General features: G+C 34.3%; 14 protein-coding genes. 8 read left to right on the top strand and 6 right to left on the bottom strand.

Annotated features, from left to right (window positions below; translation table 11 throughout):
- Positions 1-26 precede the first annotated feature (26 nt).
- The 3 genes from RTY06_RS13415 to gldD form a co-directional block, all read right to left on the bottom strand.
- Positions 27-1,862 carry a hypothetical protein gene (locus RTY06_RS13415; RefSeq protein ID WP_312825495.1) on the bottom strand — a complete coding sequence of 612 codons (1,836 nt, stop codon included), beginning with the start codon at positions 1,860-1,862 and terminating at the stop codon, positions 27-29.
- Between the two features lie 54 nt (positions 1,863-1,916).
- Positions 1,917-2,837 carry a PfkB family carbohydrate kinase gene (locus RTY06_RS13410; protein WP_312825494.1) on the bottom strand — a complete coding sequence of 307 codons (921 nt, stop codon included), beginning with the start codon at positions 2,835-2,837 and terminating at the stop codon, positions 1,917-1,919.
- An 89-nt stretch (positions 2,838-2,926) separates the two neighbouring features.
- On the bottom strand, positions 2,927-3,487 hold the full coding sequence (gene gldD / locus RTY06_RS13405) for a gliding motility lipoprotein GldD (protein WP_312825493.1): 561 nt from the start codon (positions 3,485-3,487) through the stop codon (positions 2,927-2,929).
- Between the two features lie 454 nt (positions 3,488-3,941).
- On the opposite strand from gldD, the gene RTY06_RS13400 reads away from it, so the two are divergent.
- A complete protein-coding gene (locus RTY06_RS13400) occupies positions 3,942-4,808 on the top strand; it encodes an RNA polymerase sigma factor RpoD/SigA (protein WP_027383822.1) in 867 nt (288 codons plus the stop codon).
- A gap of 131 nt (positions 4,809-4,939) precedes the next feature.
- On the opposite strand, the gene mnmE is transcribed toward RTY06_RS13400, so the two are convergent.
- The gene (gene mnmE, locus RTY06_RS13395; RefSeq protein ID WP_312825492.1) at positions 4,940-6,325 is read right to left on the bottom strand and encodes a tRNA uridine-5-carboxymethylaminomethyl(34) synthesis GTPase MnmE; all 1,386 of its coding nucleotides are present in this window, start codon (positions 6,323-6,325) and stop codon (positions 4,940-4,942) included.
- A gap of 180 nt (positions 6,326-6,505) precedes the next feature.
- On the opposite strand from mnmE, the gene tyrS reads away from it, so the two are divergent.
- Together tyrS and RTY06_RS13385 are read left to right on the top strand one after the other, a co-directional pair.
- On the top strand, positions 6,506-7,801 hold the full coding sequence (tyrS, locus tag RTY06_RS13390) for a tyrosine--tRNA ligase (RefSeq protein ID WP_312825491.1): 1,296 nt from the start codon (positions 6,506-6,508) through the stop codon (positions 7,799-7,801).
- Between the two features lie 42 nt (positions 7,802-7,843).
- Entirely contained in the window at positions 7,844-8,596 is a 753-nt protein-coding gene (locus RTY06_RS13385; protein WP_312825490.1) for an acyl-CoA desaturase, read from the top strand.
- Between the two features lie 116 nt (positions 8,597-8,712).
- Here the strand turns inward: RTY06_RS13385 and RTY06_RS13380 are convergent, their stop codons facing one another.
- Positions 8,713-9,663, bottom strand: a complete 951-nt coding sequence (locus RTY06_RS13380) for an isopenicillin N synthase family dioxygenase (RefSeq protein ID WP_312825489.1) — start codon at positions 9,661-9,663, stop codon at positions 8,713-8,715.
- A 102-nt stretch (positions 9,664-9,765) separates the two neighbouring features.
- Between RTY06_RS13380 and RTY06_RS13375 the strand changes: the two genes are divergently transcribed.
- Positions 9,766-10,404, top strand: a complete 639-nt coding sequence (locus tag RTY06_RS13375) for an alpha/beta hydrolase (protein WP_312825488.1) — start codon at positions 9,766-9,768, stop codon at positions 10,402-10,404.
- A 116-nt stretch (positions 10,405-10,520) separates the two neighbouring features.
- Here the strand turns inward: RTY06_RS13375 and RTY06_RS13370 are convergent, their stop codons facing one another.
- Positions 10,521-11,819, bottom strand: coding sequence for a Xaa-Pro aminopeptidase (locus RTY06_RS13370; RefSeq protein ID WP_312825487.1), 1,299 nt, complete (start codon positions 11,817-11,819; stop codon positions 10,521-10,523).
- Between the two features lie 159 nt (positions 11,820-11,978).
- Here RTY06_RS13370 and RTY06_RS13365 point away from each other — a divergent pair, with 159 nt between their 5' ends.
- From RTY06_RS13365 to RTY06_RS13350, 4 genes are all read left to right on the top strand, one after another.
- Entirely contained in the window at positions 11,979-13,109 is a 1,131-nt protein-coding gene (locus tag RTY06_RS13365) for an alpha/beta hydrolase-fold protein (RefSeq protein WP_312825486.1), read from the top strand.
- A 41-nt stretch (positions 13,110-13,150) separates the two neighbouring features.
- On the top strand, positions 13,151-13,510 hold the full coding sequence (gene rbfA / locus RTY06_RS13360) for a 30S ribosome-binding factor RbfA (protein ID WP_116035567.1): 360 nt from the start codon (positions 13,151-13,153) through the stop codon (positions 13,508-13,510).
- Positions 13,511-13,522: 12 nt separating this feature from the next.
- Positions 13,523-14,725 (top strand): ABC transporter permease, encoded by a 1,203-nt coding sequence (locus RTY06_RS13355; protein WP_312825485.1) that lies wholly within the window; start codon positions 13,523-13,525, stop codon positions 14,723-14,725.
- Between the two features lie 235 nt (positions 14,726-14,960).
- Positions 14,961-16,034: an endonuclease gene (locus RTY06_RS13350; protein ID WP_312825484.1), complete on the top strand. Its 1,074-nt coding sequence runs from the start codon at positions 14,961-14,963 to the stop codon at positions 16,032-16,034.
- Positions 16,035-16,095 lie beyond the last annotated feature (61 nt).

The raw sequence follows: 16,095 nt of genomic DNA, 5'->3' as shown, positions 1-16,095 counted from the left end.
CAATTCTGCTATATTTTTTGTTATAATTATTTCTTAAAATTTTTCTTCAGTTCCGCCATAAAAGCAGGCTGAATTTCCACTTTAGTTTTTGCTCTTTGCTCTGCGATAGTTTTTTGGAGTACTTTTTCGGTTACTGCATCTTCCATTTCTGGCTCAGCTTCTGCTTGCGTCATTTGCTGTTCTGGCAAAAGCTCATCTATGGCAACTACAACATCTCTTTCTCCAATTTTAGTAACAAAAGTTCCTTTTTTATAAGGCACATTATATTTTTTGAAGATGTCCGCTGACTCTTGGATTTTACCTTGTTCAAAATGCACCAAAACCTGATTCTTATCGTTAACCATGTTTTTATACTTTTCCTTCAAAGCTTCCCATTTCTTAGGATCTTTTGTCTCTTTCTCAATCTCTTTTAATAATTTCGGATCAGAAATGACAGCAGCTCTAGATTCTGCCCTTTTTTCCCAAACAAACTTAGCTTTATTTTCGTTATAATAATCTGTAAAAAGTTTTGGATTATTTTTAACTTCATTCTTCAAATATTCGGAAAAGATATACTCGGAGAAAAGGTTTTTTCTAAGCTCATCCACTTCTGGTTTTACATCTGGCAGATTTTCAAAATTGCTAGCATAAACCCCAATTATGTATTGCTGAGCCTGATAATCTACAAGACCCGACCATTGATTGGTTGGCATTTGCTCTAGATTTTTGTATTGAGAATCGATCGCTTTTTTCAAATCCTCATAAGTCACTTTATTCTTCCCGTATGAGAAAAGAACAGCTTTGGGATTTTTTGGATTAAGGTAATTTTGATAAGACTTTTTAATTTCTGCAAACTCAGGAGTTTCAACAAATTTATCTTGCGTTTTAAGCCAATCTACAAGCTTTGACGTCACTTCTTCCCCATAACCATTTGCTAACATTTCTTTTTGAAAAAACTGTCTGTTAGTATCTGTAAGGGTGTATGGTTCAATATTATAAATATTAAAAATAAAATATTTGTCTCCGAAAAGAATTGGCGTTTTTGTATAAAAGTCTTTTGTTTGCCCTTTGAATGCGTTATAAACTTCATCTGGTAAAATAGGAGACCCCATTACTGCACCGCCAGATTTTTTTTCATCCTCTGTTGCACCAAACTCTTTTACAACGGTCTGAAACTTCTTACCAGATTCTAATTCTTTATAGATTTTAGCCTTAGTTGTTTCATAATTTGCATCATTAGGGATTGTTAAAACTCCAAAAATCATGTAGCCTAAACTTGGTCTTGTAGCAACTACTTTTCCAAACGCAACAACATTGGGTTTGTCTATAAAAGTTGTATAAGAGTTGATTGGAGCATTTTTTACCTGCTGATACAATTCATAATCCAACATTCCTGGTTTTACGTAGAAAGGTTTTGAAGCGTCTGGGTTTCCATTTTTCGCCAAGAAATCTTCCATCGTCATTTTCCCAGCTTTCACTTGATTATAAAGCGCTTTATAATCGGTTTTATCTTCAGCTTTTTTCTCCTTGATGAAAAGTAAAATCTGAGTTTCTGTCTTACTAGAATTGACATAATCCTGAAGAATTGGCTCTACAATAGATTTTGGATAGAATTTTTGTTCTCTTAAATCTGACAATCTCTGATTCATAGAGTTGGTAAAAAAGGTGAGTGTATCTGCTTTTTTTTCTTTTGCCAATTGCTGCAACAGTAAGAATTCTACGGTTGAGTTGACAGATTTATCTGGACCGTTTGTTTCTAGTCCATATTTATTTTCTTTGATATAATCCTTTACAGAGATGCTGTCTTTACCAACAATCAGATATTGTGCAGAAGTCACTTGGGAAACAAATGCTAAAACAGCTGGAAAAAAAATCTTCTTCATTTATTATATTTTGTGACACTCTTTTGAGCGTTAAATTTGTGTTAGGTTATAAATTTAGATTGCAGATTCGAAAGCTGTCAATTCTTTGAACTGATTAATTCTTTCTGTCAATTCTTCTTTTGTAACAGTTTCGATTCTTTCTGTCCCAAATTTTTCTACTGTGAAAGATGCCATTGCACTTCCCACAAGAATCGCCGTTTTCATACTTTCAAAACTGAAATCACCTTTCTTTGTAAGGTAAGACGCAAAACCTCCTGCAAAAGTATCTCCTGCTCCTGTTGGATCAAATACTTCTTCCAAAGGCAAAGCTGGAATAGCAAAGATTTTTCCATCGTGGAAAAGTAATGCGCCGTGTTCTCCTTTCTTAATAATTACATATTTTGGTCCTAATTCGTGGATTTTTTTAGCAGCTTTTACCAAAGAGTATTCTCCAGAAAGTTGTCTAGCTTCCTCGTCATTGATGGTGATAACATCAGTTTTAGTAATTACTTTCATCAAGTTATCCCAAGCAATATCCATCCAGAAATTCATTGTATCAAGGATTACTAATTTTGGCTGCGTTTTCATTCTTTCTAAAACAGAAAGCTGAACAACAGGATCAAGATTTCCCAACAAAAGAACTTCAGCCTCAGCAGAATGCTCCGGCACTTTTGGGTCAAAATCTGCTAAAACATTAAGTTCTGTAACCAAAGTATCTCTAGAGTTAAGATCATTGTGATATTTTCCGCTCCAGAAAAAAGTTTTACCATCTTTTACTACCTCTACCCCATCAACATTGATGTTTTTTGAAGTCATCATGTCTAGATATTCCTGTGGAAAATCTCCACCAATTACAGAAACCAAACTGACATCTGTATCCAAAGCAGAAGCTGCTAATCCAATATATGTAGCTGCACCACCAAGAATTTTATCTGTTTTTCCAAAAGGCGTTTCGATGGCATCAAATGCTACAGTTCCAACTGCTAGTAATTTCATATTTATTTGTTTTTTTCCGAAATCAAATCGGATATTTTAATTTATAATTTAATTCTGAGCCATTTTTCTTGACTCTTTTATTTTGTTTCTTATTTGCTTTTCCACTCAAAAGAGTCTATCAAATGGAGAAGATCTTTTTTGATATAATCTACAGCTGGTGCTAATGAATCTGGGCGCGGACGAGAATTGAAATACAAATTCCCAGTTACAAAATGTCTTGTACTATCCGTCACATAAAACTGAATATTAGAAGCCGTCTGACCTTTCAGTTCATAAAAATTACCATAAACTTTTTTCTCCGGATAAGCGAAAGACTTAGTATCGATAGAACTTGCTTTTATTGTGTGCTCATAAACCATTTTTTCTGCTTCTTTTATATGAAGTAAAAAATCATTCTTAATCGGAAAATACGTGATGAAAACATTAGCTTTCATCTTGGGATAAGACAAATTGTACCAGCAGACTTCCTTAGCATCTTTGACTTTCGCAAAATCCGAATAATCAAAAGAATAACTGCAGGGCGTAGAAAAATTCAGATATTTTGGAGTTGGATATTCCAAGCGCAATTCTCCTTTCGGTTTTGGAACCGGTTCTTTACCACAAGAGAAAAGAGATAAGCCAACAAAAATACTGATTAGATTTTTAAACATTCGGCAAAAATAACAATTAGAATCGATACAGAAAATTTTGAAAACCTAATTTTTGTTAAGAATAATTGATTCACAGAGAAATGAGGAGATAATAATTAGGAATAATATTAATTCTCTCGCAGATTTTGTGGATTTATTCTAAAAGTATTTTTGTCATTCCTTGGGAATCTAGACAGCTGAGATTCCTACGGAATGACAAAATCGCGTTTCTATATTGACTTTTAATTTGATGTACAATCTTGCAGCCCGACTTGAACGGAGCTCATTTTTTGTGGCTGGAAAAGCTAGGGCAAAATAGCGGGAGTGGAAGGCGGATTAAGCTGCCCAAATTATATTAATCTTTTTTAAAATTAGTTAAAATTGATTCATAATCTGTAAATAATAAAATTTTTGTAACCTTTTCCAAGTTATGAACGTATAATATAATGCAACCTAATAGAATGAGGTTTTTATAATGAGACAATTAAAAATTACAAAACAGGTTACCAACAGGGAAACCGCATCACTAGACAAGTATCTGCAAGAGATTGGAAAAGTTGAATTGATTACCGCTGACGAGGAGGTAGATTTGGCTCAGAGAATCCGTGCCGGCGATAGAGCTGCTCTTGAAAAATTGATCAAAGCTAACTTACGTTTCGTGGTTTCGGTTTCTAAGCAATATCAAAATCAAGGACTTTCTCTTCCCGATCTAATCAACGAAGGAAACCTTGGTCTTATGAAAGCGGCTAAAAGATATGATGAGACGAGAGGTTTCAAATTTATCTCTTATGCAGTTTGGTGGATTCGTCAATCGATTCTTCAGGCTTTGGCTGAGCAATCGAGAATTGTAAGATTACCTTTGAACAAAATTGGTTCTATCAACAAAATCAACAAAGCTTACGCTCACCTTGAGCAAGAGAACGAAAGACCACCTTCTCCGGAAGAATTGGCAGAAGTTCTTGACATGAGCGAGGAAGACATCAAGGAATCTATGAAAAACAGTGGTCGTCACCTATCAATGGATGCGCCGCTTGTGGAAGGTGAAGATTCTAACCTATATGACGTTTTACGTTCTGGTGAGTCTCCAAGTCCTGATAAAGACTTGATGCTTGAATCTCTACAAATTGAGATTGAAAGAGCGCTTCAGACTTTGACGCCGAGAGAAGCTGATCTTGTAAGATTATATTTCGGATTGAACGGAAAACACCCAATGACTTTGGAAGAAATCGGAGAAACTTTTGACCTTACGAGAGAGAGAGTTCGTCAAATCAAAGAAAAAGCAATTAAGAGATTGAAACATAACACAAGAAGTAAGATCTTGAAATCTTACCTTGGTAAATAAGATTTTGAATATAAAACTAGAAGCAGGCTTTTCAGCCTGCTTTTTTTTTGATTTTCTCTAAATCCAACTAGTAGTAATAACGATTTATTACATTTTATAAGTTTTTTTTTGATAACTAGTTTTAATGATGTCTATTTCCCGATACAAAACTTAGAAAAAATATTCCCCAAAACTTCATCATTACTGAACTCTCCAGATATCTCACCAAGATATTCCAAAGCATTTCTAAGTTCATAAGCCAAAAGTTCTGTTGTAATCTGAGAACTAACCGCTTCATCGACTCTTTTAACCGAATTAAGAGATTTTTGTAAAGCTTCATAATGACGTTGATTGGTAATAACAACATTTCCTTCTTCAGATTTCAAATGTTCTACGTAAGATGATAATTCATTTTTAAGGTCCTGAATATTCTGATTTTCAACAGCTGAGATTTTAATAAAATCAAACTCTGTAAAAATCTCTTTTCTGAAAATTTGTTCTAGTTTTTCATATTGAGTTGGAATTACTTCATCAATTTTTGTAGCACAGATAATCAATTTCAAATCATCTCTTAGCAAAGATTTAATCATTTCGATATCTTCAGAAAAATCTTCTGTCCCAGCATCTGCGAGATAAACCAAAATCTCTGCATTTTCAACTTTTTCTTTAGCTTTTTTTACACCAATTGCTTCAATTTCATCAACAGTTTCGCGTAAACCCGCTGTATCAATCAATCGAAAAGCGTGACCTTTGATATGGAGAATTTCTTCAATCGTATCACGAGTTGTTCCTGCGATATTACTTACAATCGCTCTTTCTTCTTTTAATAGAGCATTCAGGAGTGTAGATTTCCCTGCGTTTGGTTTTCCGATAATGGCAACAGCCGTTCCATTTTTAATCGCGTTCCCATATTGGAAACTATCGATTAGAGAAATCAATTTATCTTCAATTTTTTGAAGCAGAGATTTAAGAGCTGTTCTGTCTGCGAACTCTACATCTTCTTCTGCAAAATCAAGTTCAAGTTCGATTAATGAAGTGAAATTCAATAAATCATTTCTTAGGAATGAAATTTCATTAGAAATCCCACCTTTCAATTGATTAAGAGCGACTTTTCGAGAAGCTTCGTTTTCTGAAGTAATCAGGTCAGCAATAGATTCGGCTTGAGAAAGATCAATTCTGCCATTCATAAAAGCGCGCATCGTAAATTCTCCAGCTTTTGCCATTCTTGCGCCGTTTTTAATCAGAACTTCAAGAATTTTTTTCCCAATGTAAGGCGAACCGTGGAAAGAAATCTCAACGGAATTTTCCGTCGTAAAGGTCTTCGGAGCATGAAAAACCGAAATCATGACTTCATCAATCGTTTCATTTTTATCTTTAATAAAACCATAATGAACAGTGTGAGATTCTACCTTTTCCAGATTTTTCCCATCAAAGATTTTATTGACAATTTCAAAAGATTCATTACCGGAAACTCTAATAATTCCGATGGCTCCGATTCCGTTGGCTGTTGCTAATGCACAGATTGTATCCTGATTCATTTTGCAAAGTTACGGGTTTATAAATTCAAAAAAAACTTATGACTAATTTTCAATCATTTCCAAAACTCCATTGATTATCTAAAAAAAAAAATAACATAAGATTTTAGCATATTAATTTCAGAAACTACAAATCAATTACAAGTTGTAATCCTTATCTTTGCACCTAAATTTTTTAAGACAATGAATGCATTTATCGAAGAGCTACAATGGCGTGGACTTTTTTCTGACATGACGCCGGGAACGGAAGATCAACTGAATAAAGAAATGACAAAAGCTTACATCGGGTTTGACCCAACTGCGGATTCTTTGCATATCGGAAGCCTTATCCAGATCAAAATCCTGGCCCACTTCCAGCAACACGGTCACCAGCCGATTGCTCTAGTTGGTGGTGCAACAGGAATGATTGGAGATCCTTCCGGCAAATCAGCAGAACGTAATCTTTTGAGCGAAGAAACGCTTCTCTATTACGTTGATTGTCTGAAAAACCAATTATCCAGATTCTTAGAATTTGATGGAGATGGTAATAACAAAGCCATTCTTGTCAATAATTATGACTGGATGAAAAACTTTACTTTCCTAGATTTTGCTAAAAATATCGGAAAGCACATCACTGTGAATTATATGATGGCGAAAGATTCTGTAAAGAAACGTTTCTCCGGAGAATCTGGCGTTGATGGAATGAGTTTTACAGAATTTACTTACCAGCTTTTACAAGGTTACGATTACCTTCACCTTTACCAAAATGAAGGTGTGAAACTCCAAATGGGAGGTTCTGACCAATGGGGAAATATCACAACTGGAACAGAACTCATCAGAAGAAAAGCACAAGGTGAAGCTTATGCTCTTACAGTTCCTTTGATTACAAAAGCTGATGGTTCCAAGTTCGGGAAGTCTGAAAGTGGTGAAAACTATTGGTTGGATGCTAAGAAAACTTCACCTTACAAATTCTACCAATTCTGGTTAAATGCAACTGATAAAGATGCAGAACGTTTTATCAAGTTCTATACTTTCCTTCCAAAAGAAGAAATTGAAGCTTTAATAGAAGAACATAAAACTGCAGCTCACGAACGTAAACTTCAGAAAAAACTAGCTGAAGAAGTAACCGTTTGGGTTCACGGACAAGCAGAATATGAAAAAGCTTTGAAAGCAACACAAATTCTTTTCGGACAATCAACCGCTGAGGATCTTGTAAGTCTTGATGAAGAATTGTTCCTTCAGGTTTTTGATGGTGTTCCTCAAAAAGAGATTTCAAAATCAGAAGTTGTTGGAAGTAATGTTGTGGATTTGATTTCAGAAAAATCTGGTTTCCTAAAATCTAAAGGTGAAGCTAAAAGAGAATTGGCTGGAAATGCAATTTCTATCAACAAAACCAAAATTGGAGAAGATTATTCGGTTTCTGAAAGTGACTTGATTGATGGGAAGTTTCTTCTTCTTCAAAAAGGAAAGAAAAATTATTTCATCGTAAAAGGAATTTAAATTCTTAAAATCATTAATTATAATTTAATTACATTTTTATAAATGGCGATTATTATTTTTATCATTGTACTTTGGTACTCTGGTTTATTTTTTCAAACATTTTTCCTGCATCGTTATGCGGCTCATCAGACATTCAAAATGTCAAAATTTGGTGAAAAATTATGTTATGTTTTGACTTGGATTACACAAGGTTCTAATTATCTTTCTGCTTATGGTTACGGAGTAATGCATAGATTGCATCACGCTTATGCCGATACAGAAAAAGACCCACATTCTCCAAAATATGATGCGAATCTTTTTGCAATGATGTGGAGAACGAAAAAAATCTATCAGCAAATCAATGAGCAAAAAGCCAAAATAGAAGATAAATTCACCAAGAACGTTCCGCAATGGAAAAGCTTTGACAGATTTGCAAGTTCCTGGGCTTCCAGAATTGGCTGGGCCGTTTTGTACACTTTGTTTTTCTATTTTTTCGCAACCGCTTGGTGGCAATGGCTTTTGTTGCCAGTTGCTTATATGATGGCACCAATCCACGGTGTGATTATCAATTGGTTTGGCCACATCTACGGTTACGTGAACTTCAAAGTGTCTGATACCTCCAAAAATCTTCTAAGATTTGATTGGCTAATGATGGGAGAAGCTTATCACAACAATCATCACAAACACGGTGGAAGAGCCAATTTTGGAGGCGTAAGATGGCACGAGATCGACGTCACTTATTGCATTATGATTCTTTTGGACAAGATGAAATTAATCAAACTGAATCCTGTCGCAGTTGTAAAAAGAGAAGTTTAAAAAGCGTAACAATCTTTATGAATGATCATTTTAGATTGTCTTCCAAAATAAATCATCAGAATAAAAAAATACCGTTGATTATCTCAACGGTATTTTTGTTTTAATTATAATCTTTATTAGATTTTTATCAAACCTAATTCAATTAATCTTTCTCTCAAGAATTCTCCAGCTGTTGCGTCTGGATATAATTTTGGATTGTTTTCATCCACGCAATTTTCTAATGCATCAAGAGGCATATTGCTCACAGGATGCATAAAAAATGGAATCGAATATCTGGAAGTTCCCCACAACTCTCTTGGAGGATTGACTACTCTGTGAATTGTTGATTTTAGTTTATTGTTGGTGTGCCTAGACAACATATCACCAACGTTAATCATCAATTCGTCTGGCTCCGCAATGGCATCAATCCAATCGCCATTGTGATTCTGAACCTGAAGCCCTTTTCCCTGAGAACCCATTAATAAAGTAATCAAATTGATGTCTCCGTGAGCTGCTGCTCTTACCGCATCATCAGGCTCTTGAGTAATTGGTGGATAATGGATTGGTCTAAGGATAGAATTACCTTCCGCGATTTTATCATCAAAATAAAACTCATCCAAACCAAGATACAACGCCAAAGCTCTCAAAACACATTTCCCAGTTTTCTCAAGCATTTGGTAAGTTTCCTTCCCAACTTCGTTGAATTTTGGAAGTTCTTCTACGATGACATTGTCAGGATATTCGCTTTTGTATTTGGAATCATCAGACACGTATTGTCCGAAATGCCAAAACTCTTTCAAATCTCCTTTTTTAAATCCTTTTGCAGTTTCTTTACCGAAACCTACATAGCCACGTTGTCCGCCAATTCCGGGGATTTCATACTTTTGTTTGGTTTCTGTGGGAAGCTGAAAGAAGTTTTTCACTTCTCCATAAAGATCGTCTACGAGTTGGTCGTCTAGGAAATGGCCTTTTAAGGCAACAAAACCAATTTCTTCGTAAGCTTTTCCGATTTCATTTACAAATTTCTGTTTGCGTTCCGGGTTGTCCGAAAGGAAATCACGCAGGTCTACACTAGGTATTTTGTCCATTTTAGAAATTTTAGTACCGCAAAAATACAGTTTTTATATCAACACAAAAGGTATTGATAAAAAGTATTCAAGATTCTGAAATCTGTTATTTATCTTTGCAGAATGGAATTACAATACCTCGTAAGAGAACCTCAAAATATTACACCGGAAACACCTATTCTTTTTATGCTTCACGGATACGGAAGTAACGAAGAAGATCTTTTCAGTTTTGTTCCGACTTTGCCAGAAGATTGGTTGGTTGTGAGTTTCCGTGCACCTAAAGATTCTAGCTATGGCGGTTTTGCTTGGTTTGAAATCAACTTCAATGATCCTCACCAATTCATCGATGAAAATGAAGTTAATGAAGCTGTGAAACTGGTGATGGAAAACATTATGTCCGTCACAAACCGATACGGCTTAACAAAAAATCCCACGCATCTTTGCGGCTTTAGCCAAGGCGGCATGATTGTGTATGCTTTGGCTTTGCAATATCCAGAGCTGTTCAACAAAATTGCTATTCTAAGTTCTTATCCGGAAGAAAAAATGTTGAAAAACATTGTAAAAGACAAAAAGAAATATGAGAAATTACGCTTCTTCGTTTCGCACGGCACAGATGATGCAATGATTCCTTTGGAATGGGCAAAAAAAGGTGCAGAATTGTTGTATGACCTGAGTGCTTATTTCTCTTTCCGAGAGTATATGAACGGACATGGTGTGAATCAGAAAAATTATCTTGACTTGATGGATTTTTTCAAAAAATAGATTTTGGCATTGATTTTGAAAATATCCTATCAACACAAAGAAAAAAGGTTGATAAATAGAATCCCGACTATCAAAAAGATAATCGGGATTCTTTATGTTTTGAATTAAATTTAAAATTAAGAATTCATCAAGTCTTCGATTTCATCTACTGTAATTGGAATATTCGCCATTAGATTGAACGGTTTTCCAGAAGATTGAATCACGTAATCGTCCTCAATCCTTACTCCAAAACCTTCTGCCGGAATGTAGAAACCAGGTTCATTGGTAAACACCATATTTTCTACAAAATCATCAGTTAAGATTCCATAATCGTGCGTATCCAATCCCATGTGGTGAGAAGTCCCGTGCATCATATACTTTTTGTAAGCTGGCCATTTTGGGTCTTCATTCTGAACATCAGCTTTGTCAATTAAGCCTAATTGCAACAATTCTGAAGTGTAAACCTCTCCCATTTCTTTATGGAATCTATACCAGTTATTCCCAGCAACCAATCTGTCTTCAGCCTCAACTTTACATCTTAAAACTGAGTTGTAAATTTCTTTTTGTCTATCAGAATATTTTCCGCTGACAGGGATTGTTCTTGTTAAATCAGAAGAATAATTCGCATATTCCGCACCTACATCCAGAAGAATCACGTCGCCATCTTTACACTGCATATTGTTGGAGATGTAATGAAGAACATTCGCATTGTTTCCGCTTGCGATGATTGGTGTATAAGCAAAACCTTTGCTTCTGTTTCTTACAAATTCGTGGATCAGTTCAGCTTCAATCTCGTATTCCCAAACGCCTGGTTTTACGAAATTGAGTAATCTTCTGATTCCTTTTTCTGTGATGTTACAAGCATTTTGAATCAATGCTAATTCTTCTGGTTCTTTGATACTTCTCAAACGCTGAAGAATTGGGTTGCTTCTTTTGTAATTGTGCATTGGGAAATCTGCCTGCACTTTTTTGATAAAACGATCTTCTCTCAATTCAGTCTCAACAGAGTTTCTGTAATGTTCGTTTTTGTTCAGATAAACATTTTCTGCTTCGTACATTAGATTTTTGAAGACTTTATCAAAATCTGTCAACCAATAAACGGTTTTGATTCCGGAAACTTCGTAAGCATTTTCTTTTGTTAATTTTTCTCCTTCCCAAACTGCAATATGATCGTTGGTTTCTCTTAAAAACAAAATCTCTCTGTTTTCTTCAAGATAAGCATCCGGAAAAATCACCAAGATACTTTCTTCCTGATCTACTCCACTGAGATAAAAAATATCACGATGCTGTTGAAAAGGCATTGTAGAATCGGCACTGATGGGATATATATCATTGGAATTGAAAATTGCTATAGATTTTGGTAATAAAGAATCTGCAAACTTTTTTCTGTTTTTTACGAAAAGTGAACTTGGGATTTGCTCGTATTTTGTTGTCATTTAAAATAGATATTATGATTTAAACTTTTAAAAATTAATTTAAAGCGTTCCAAATTTACAAAACCTAAAAAAATTAAAATTAAATTAAGGCTTAATTTTTTCATAAATTATCAAACCACAATTGAATTAAGATTTAAATTAATTTCTAATTTTACTTTTATGAAAAACCTGATTTTACTTTTCACTTTTGTATTTACATTGACGCAATCGCAAATCACTTTTCGAATCATCAAACTACCACAAAACACAGAAGAAAATACAAAACTATATCTGGCTTCCAATCTTAATGGCTGGAAAGCTGATGATTCTCAATTTGAATTTAAGAAAGACGATAATGGTTTTTATACTTTGATTCTTCCAAATCCAACTCAAAAAATTGAATATAAAATCGTCAAAGGAAGCTGGGATTTTGCGGAAGCCGATGAAAATGGGAAGTCTGCATCTAATCGAATTTTTGATATTAATGAAAAACAAAAAATTATTGAATTAGAAATAAAAAACTGGAGTTCTCCGAAAGAAAAGAAACATACTACAAATTCTAACGTCAAAATTCTGAGTGAGAAATTCAACATTCCGCAACTTAAAACAACTCGGAAAATCTGGATCTATCTACCACCCGATTACGAAACTTCTAAGAAAAAATATCCCGTAATCTATATGCAAGACGGGCAAAATCTGTTTGATAACCTTACCAGTTTTTCCGGAGAATGGAGCGTGGATGAAACACTGGATGAAATCTATAAAGAGACAGGAAAATCTGCAATTGTTATAGGAATAGATAACGGTGGAGAAAAAAGATTAGCAGAATATTCGCCTTGGAATAATGAAAAATATAAAACCGAAGGTGAAGGTGATTTGTATACCGATTTTTTGGCAAAAACTCTTAAACCTTATATCGATAAAACATATAGAACAGAGAGACAAGCTTCTAAAACTATCATTATAGGAAGCTCTATGGGTGGATTGATTTCGTTTTATGCAACTGTAAAATATCCGAATATTTTTGGAAAAGCTGGAATCTTCAGTCCGGCATTTTGGTTTGTTTCTAAAGATCTTAATCAATATCTTAATCTTAATAAGAACAATCTCAAAAATTCTAAATTCTATTTTGTAGCAGGAAAAAATGAAGATGAAACAATGGTTCCAGAAATTGAAAACGTCGATAAATTATTATTAAAAAAAGCTGTTCCTCAAAAGAATATTCTTGTGAAAATAGATGAAGATGGAACACACTCCGAAAGTTATTGGAAGAGAGAACTGAAGCAATCTTTGATTTGGCTTTTGAAATAAAGTTTTAATTGCAAAACAAAAACACTAAATTTGCAACATTTATGGAAAGTAACAGACAACGCAAAGTAGCGCAGATTATTCAAGAAGATATGGCAGAACTCTTCCGCAAACAGGCATCGGAAAGCAAACAGAGCTTTTTGGTTTCGGTTTCTGATGTGAAAGTGACAGCCGATCTTAGTATCGCAAAAATATACCTTAGCATTTTCCCTGCGGAGTTGCGCCAACCAATTTTGAAGGAAATCAATACCAATAATTCTTTTTATCGTAATTATATTGGACAAAAGATGGGGAAACAAGTACGTATCATTCCTCAATTGTCTTTCTTTATAGATACAAGTCTTGATGATGTAGAACGCATCGAAAGAGAACTGAAAGGTGAAGGCGACAATCCTATTCTTTAATTTTTTGCGAGATTGAAAAATGCTTTTTACATAGCATCCCGATACCTGATTTCTAAAAAAGGAAGTACAGCGGTTACGTTTATCACGTGGTTAGCAGCTTTTGCAATGGTAGCGGCTGTAGCAGCAATGTTTATCATCATTTCGGTTTTTTCTGGTTTAGAAGAGCTGAACAAAGATATGATTGCCAATCTACACGCAGATCTTACTATAAAAAGTAAAACCGGGAAAGTTCTTCCGGACATTAATAAAATCAATCAATCTCTGAAAAACAATCCAGACATTGCTCATTTCTCAAAACTGATTGAAGAAAAAGTTTATCTAGGATACAAAGACAACGGTGAAATTGCTTATTTGCGAGGTGTAGATTCAGCGTACACCCACGTGAATCCTATTGATGAAAATATCTATTACGGAAAATATCCTGACTTCAAATATAATAATGAAGTCATCATGGAAAATGGTCTGGACAACAGACTTTCTCTTCCGGTAAACTCTACTCAAGATTTCGCAACGATTCTAATGCCTAAACCAGGAAAAGGAATCATCCAACAGGAAAACGATATTTTTAACAAAAAAGATATCTACGTAACTGGTGTGTTTCCCGGAAATGACCAACTAGATAATTACATCATTGCGCCGATAGAACTAGCTCAGGAATTATTAAGTCTTCCAAAATCTGCTTGTTATCAAATAGTTATCAAACTTAAAACACCTTCAAATTCTGAATTGGTAAAATCAAAACTAATGAAAGAGCTTGGAGATCAAATTATTGTTAATACAAAGTCTGAGGAAAATGCAGCATTCTGGAAAATGATTAATACAGAAAAGTTGATGATCTATTTAATTTTCGGATTGGTGATTTTCATTACGACATTCAACTTAGCTGGCGCAATTACGATTCTTCAGTTAGATAAAAAAGAACAAGCAAAATCTCTTGTAGCACTTGGTTTTAATAAAACTAATCTTAGATTAATCTATTTTTTCACAGGACTACTTATTGTATTTTTCGGAGTTATTTGCGGACTTCTGATAGGCACGGTCATTTGTTTTACGCAGATCCAGACAGGATTTTTCAAAGCAAGTGAGAGTCTGGCTTTCCCAGTTAAAATTGAATTAATTAATTATTTCATTGTATCGGGAATCGCCTTATTCTTTGGGTTGAGTATTTCTAGAATTTTCTCGAAGGTTAATAAAAGATATCTTTCTGATAAATAAAACTAAATAATTGGTTTCAAACTTCATCAATTTGTTATTAAACAATAAATAATTTTGTAAGAATTTGAAAACAGATATTTTCATCTGTTATTTTCACTTTCATAAAAATATAACTATGATTATAACAATTATTTAAAAATTATATCTAAACAAAACAAACAACACTCTATTGTTGATAATTCAATGTAATATTAATAAAATTATTCAATATCTTTACCGCCCTTAATTTTTTGAAATGAAAAAAACTTTCCTTATTTTATTTGCTGGGATTTTTGGATTTGCAAACGCCCAGGAACCGGCAAACTATTACAGTACTGCAACCGGGCTTACTGGATTCTCATTGAAAACCAAACTTGGAGAAATCATCTCTGCAGGTTACAAAACCAAAAGTTATGACAATCTATACACCGGTTATCCATCATCGGATACAGACAAGTTTTATGAAAACGACGGTAGTGTTTTGGATATTTATTCTGAAAATCCAACAGGTACAGACCCCTACAATTATCAACATGGCGTAAAGAAATGTGGAAACTATGCCAACGAAGGAGATTGTTATAATAGAGAACACTCTATTCCTCAAAGTTTGTTCAAGCAAGCTAGCCCAATGGTTTCTGACATCCACCATATTTTACCAACTGATGGTAAGGTGAATGGAATGAGAAGTAATTATCCTTACGGAAAAGTAAATAACCCAACTTGGACTTCTAAAAACGGTTCAAAAGTAGGCCCTAATGCATCTAGTGGCTACTCAGGTACAGTTTTCGAACCAATCAACGAGTTCAAAGGGGACGTCGCAAGGGTCCTATTATATTTCGTCACAAGATATCAAACAAGATTATCTAGTTTTACAAGCGGAAATATTCTTAACACAAGTAATGTTAGCCAAGGACTTACGACTTGGGAGCTAAATCTTATGTTGCAATGGCATCAGCAAGATCCAGTTTCTGAAAGAGAAATCGTAAGAAACAACGCAGCTTATGTTTATCAAAACAACAGAAATCCATTCATAGATCACCCAGAATGGGTAACTTCAATCTGGGGACCAGCTCTAGCTGTAGATGATGCATCTTTTTCTAAAAATCTTACTATCGTCCCAAACCCTGTAAAAGGAAATATTATCAATATATCTAGTGATAAGGATCTGAAAAAATTCAACAAAGCAATGATTTACAATATGATTGGACAAAATGTTCAAACTATTGAAAATCCTTTCCAAAATGGAAATACGATTACTTTGAAAAATCTTCCAAAAGGAGTTTACATCTTAAAAACCGGAGAGCTAAACACGAAGTTTATTATAGAATAATTAACTTAACCCGTAGTGCATTATAAAAAAGGCTACTCATAATACGAAAATTTCGTATATT

The sequence above is a fragment of the Epilithonimonas sp. genome (assembly GCF_032055105.1).
Classification (GTDB): domain Bacteria; phylum Bacteroidota; class Bacteroidia; order Flavobacteriales; family Weeksellaceae; genus Epilithonimonas.
Note: the sequence above shows the minus strand (reverse complement) of the source record. Positions and strands in the feature narration are given on the sequence as shown.

Excerpts from the sequence above, each read along its gene's own strand:
- RTY06_RS13410 (WP_312825494.1), bottom strand. The coding sequence starts at position 2,837 with ATGAAATTACTAGCAGTTGGAACTGTAGCATTTGATGCCATCGAAACG.
- RTY06_RS13375 (WP_312825488.1), top strand. The coding sequence starts at position 9,766 with ATGGAATTACAATACCTCGTAAGAGAACCTCAAAATATTACACCGGAA.
- tyrS (WP_312825491.1), top strand. The coding sequence starts at position 6,506 with ATGAATGCATTTATCGAAGAGCTACAATGGCGTGGACTTTTTTCTGAC.
- gldD (WP_312825493.1), bottom strand. The coding sequence starts at position 3,487 with ATGTTTAAAAATCTAATCAGTATTTTTGTTGGCTTATCTCTTTTCTCT.
- RTY06_RS13365 (WP_312825486.1), top strand. The coding sequence starts at position 11,979 with ATGAAAAACCTGATTTTACTTTTCACTTTTGTATTTACATTGACGCAA.
- RTY06_RS13380 (WP_312825489.1), bottom strand. The coding sequence starts at position 9,663 with ATGGACAAAATACCTAGTGTAGACCTGCGTGATTTCCTTTCGGACAAC.
- RTY06_RS13415 (WP_312825495.1), bottom strand. The coding sequence starts at position 1,862 with ATGAAGAAGATTTTTTTTCCAGCTGTTTTAGCATTTGTTTCCCAAGTG.
- RTY06_RS13370 (WP_312825487.1), bottom strand. The coding sequence starts at position 11,819 with ATGACAACAAAATACGAGCAAATCCCAAGTTCACTTTTCGTAAAAAAC.
- rbfA (WP_116035567.1), top strand. The coding sequence starts at position 13,151 with ATGGAAAGTAACAGACAACGCAAAGTAGCGCAGATTATTCAAGAAGAT.
- RTY06_RS13400 (WP_027383822.1), top strand. The coding sequence starts at position 3,942 with ATGAGACAATTAAAAATTACAAAACAGGTTACCAACAGGGAAACCGCA.
- RTY06_RS13350 (WP_312825484.1), top strand. The coding sequence starts at position 14,961 with ATGAAAAAAACTTTCCTTATTTTATTTGCTGGGATTTTTGGATTTGCA.
- RTY06_RS13385 (WP_312825490.1), top strand. The coding sequence starts at position 7,844 with ATGGCGATTATTATTTTTATCATTGTACTTTGGTACTCTGGTTTATTT.
- mnmE (WP_312825492.1), bottom strand. The coding sequence starts at position 6,325 with ATGAATCAGGATACAATCTGTGCATTAGCAACAGCCAACGGAATCGGA.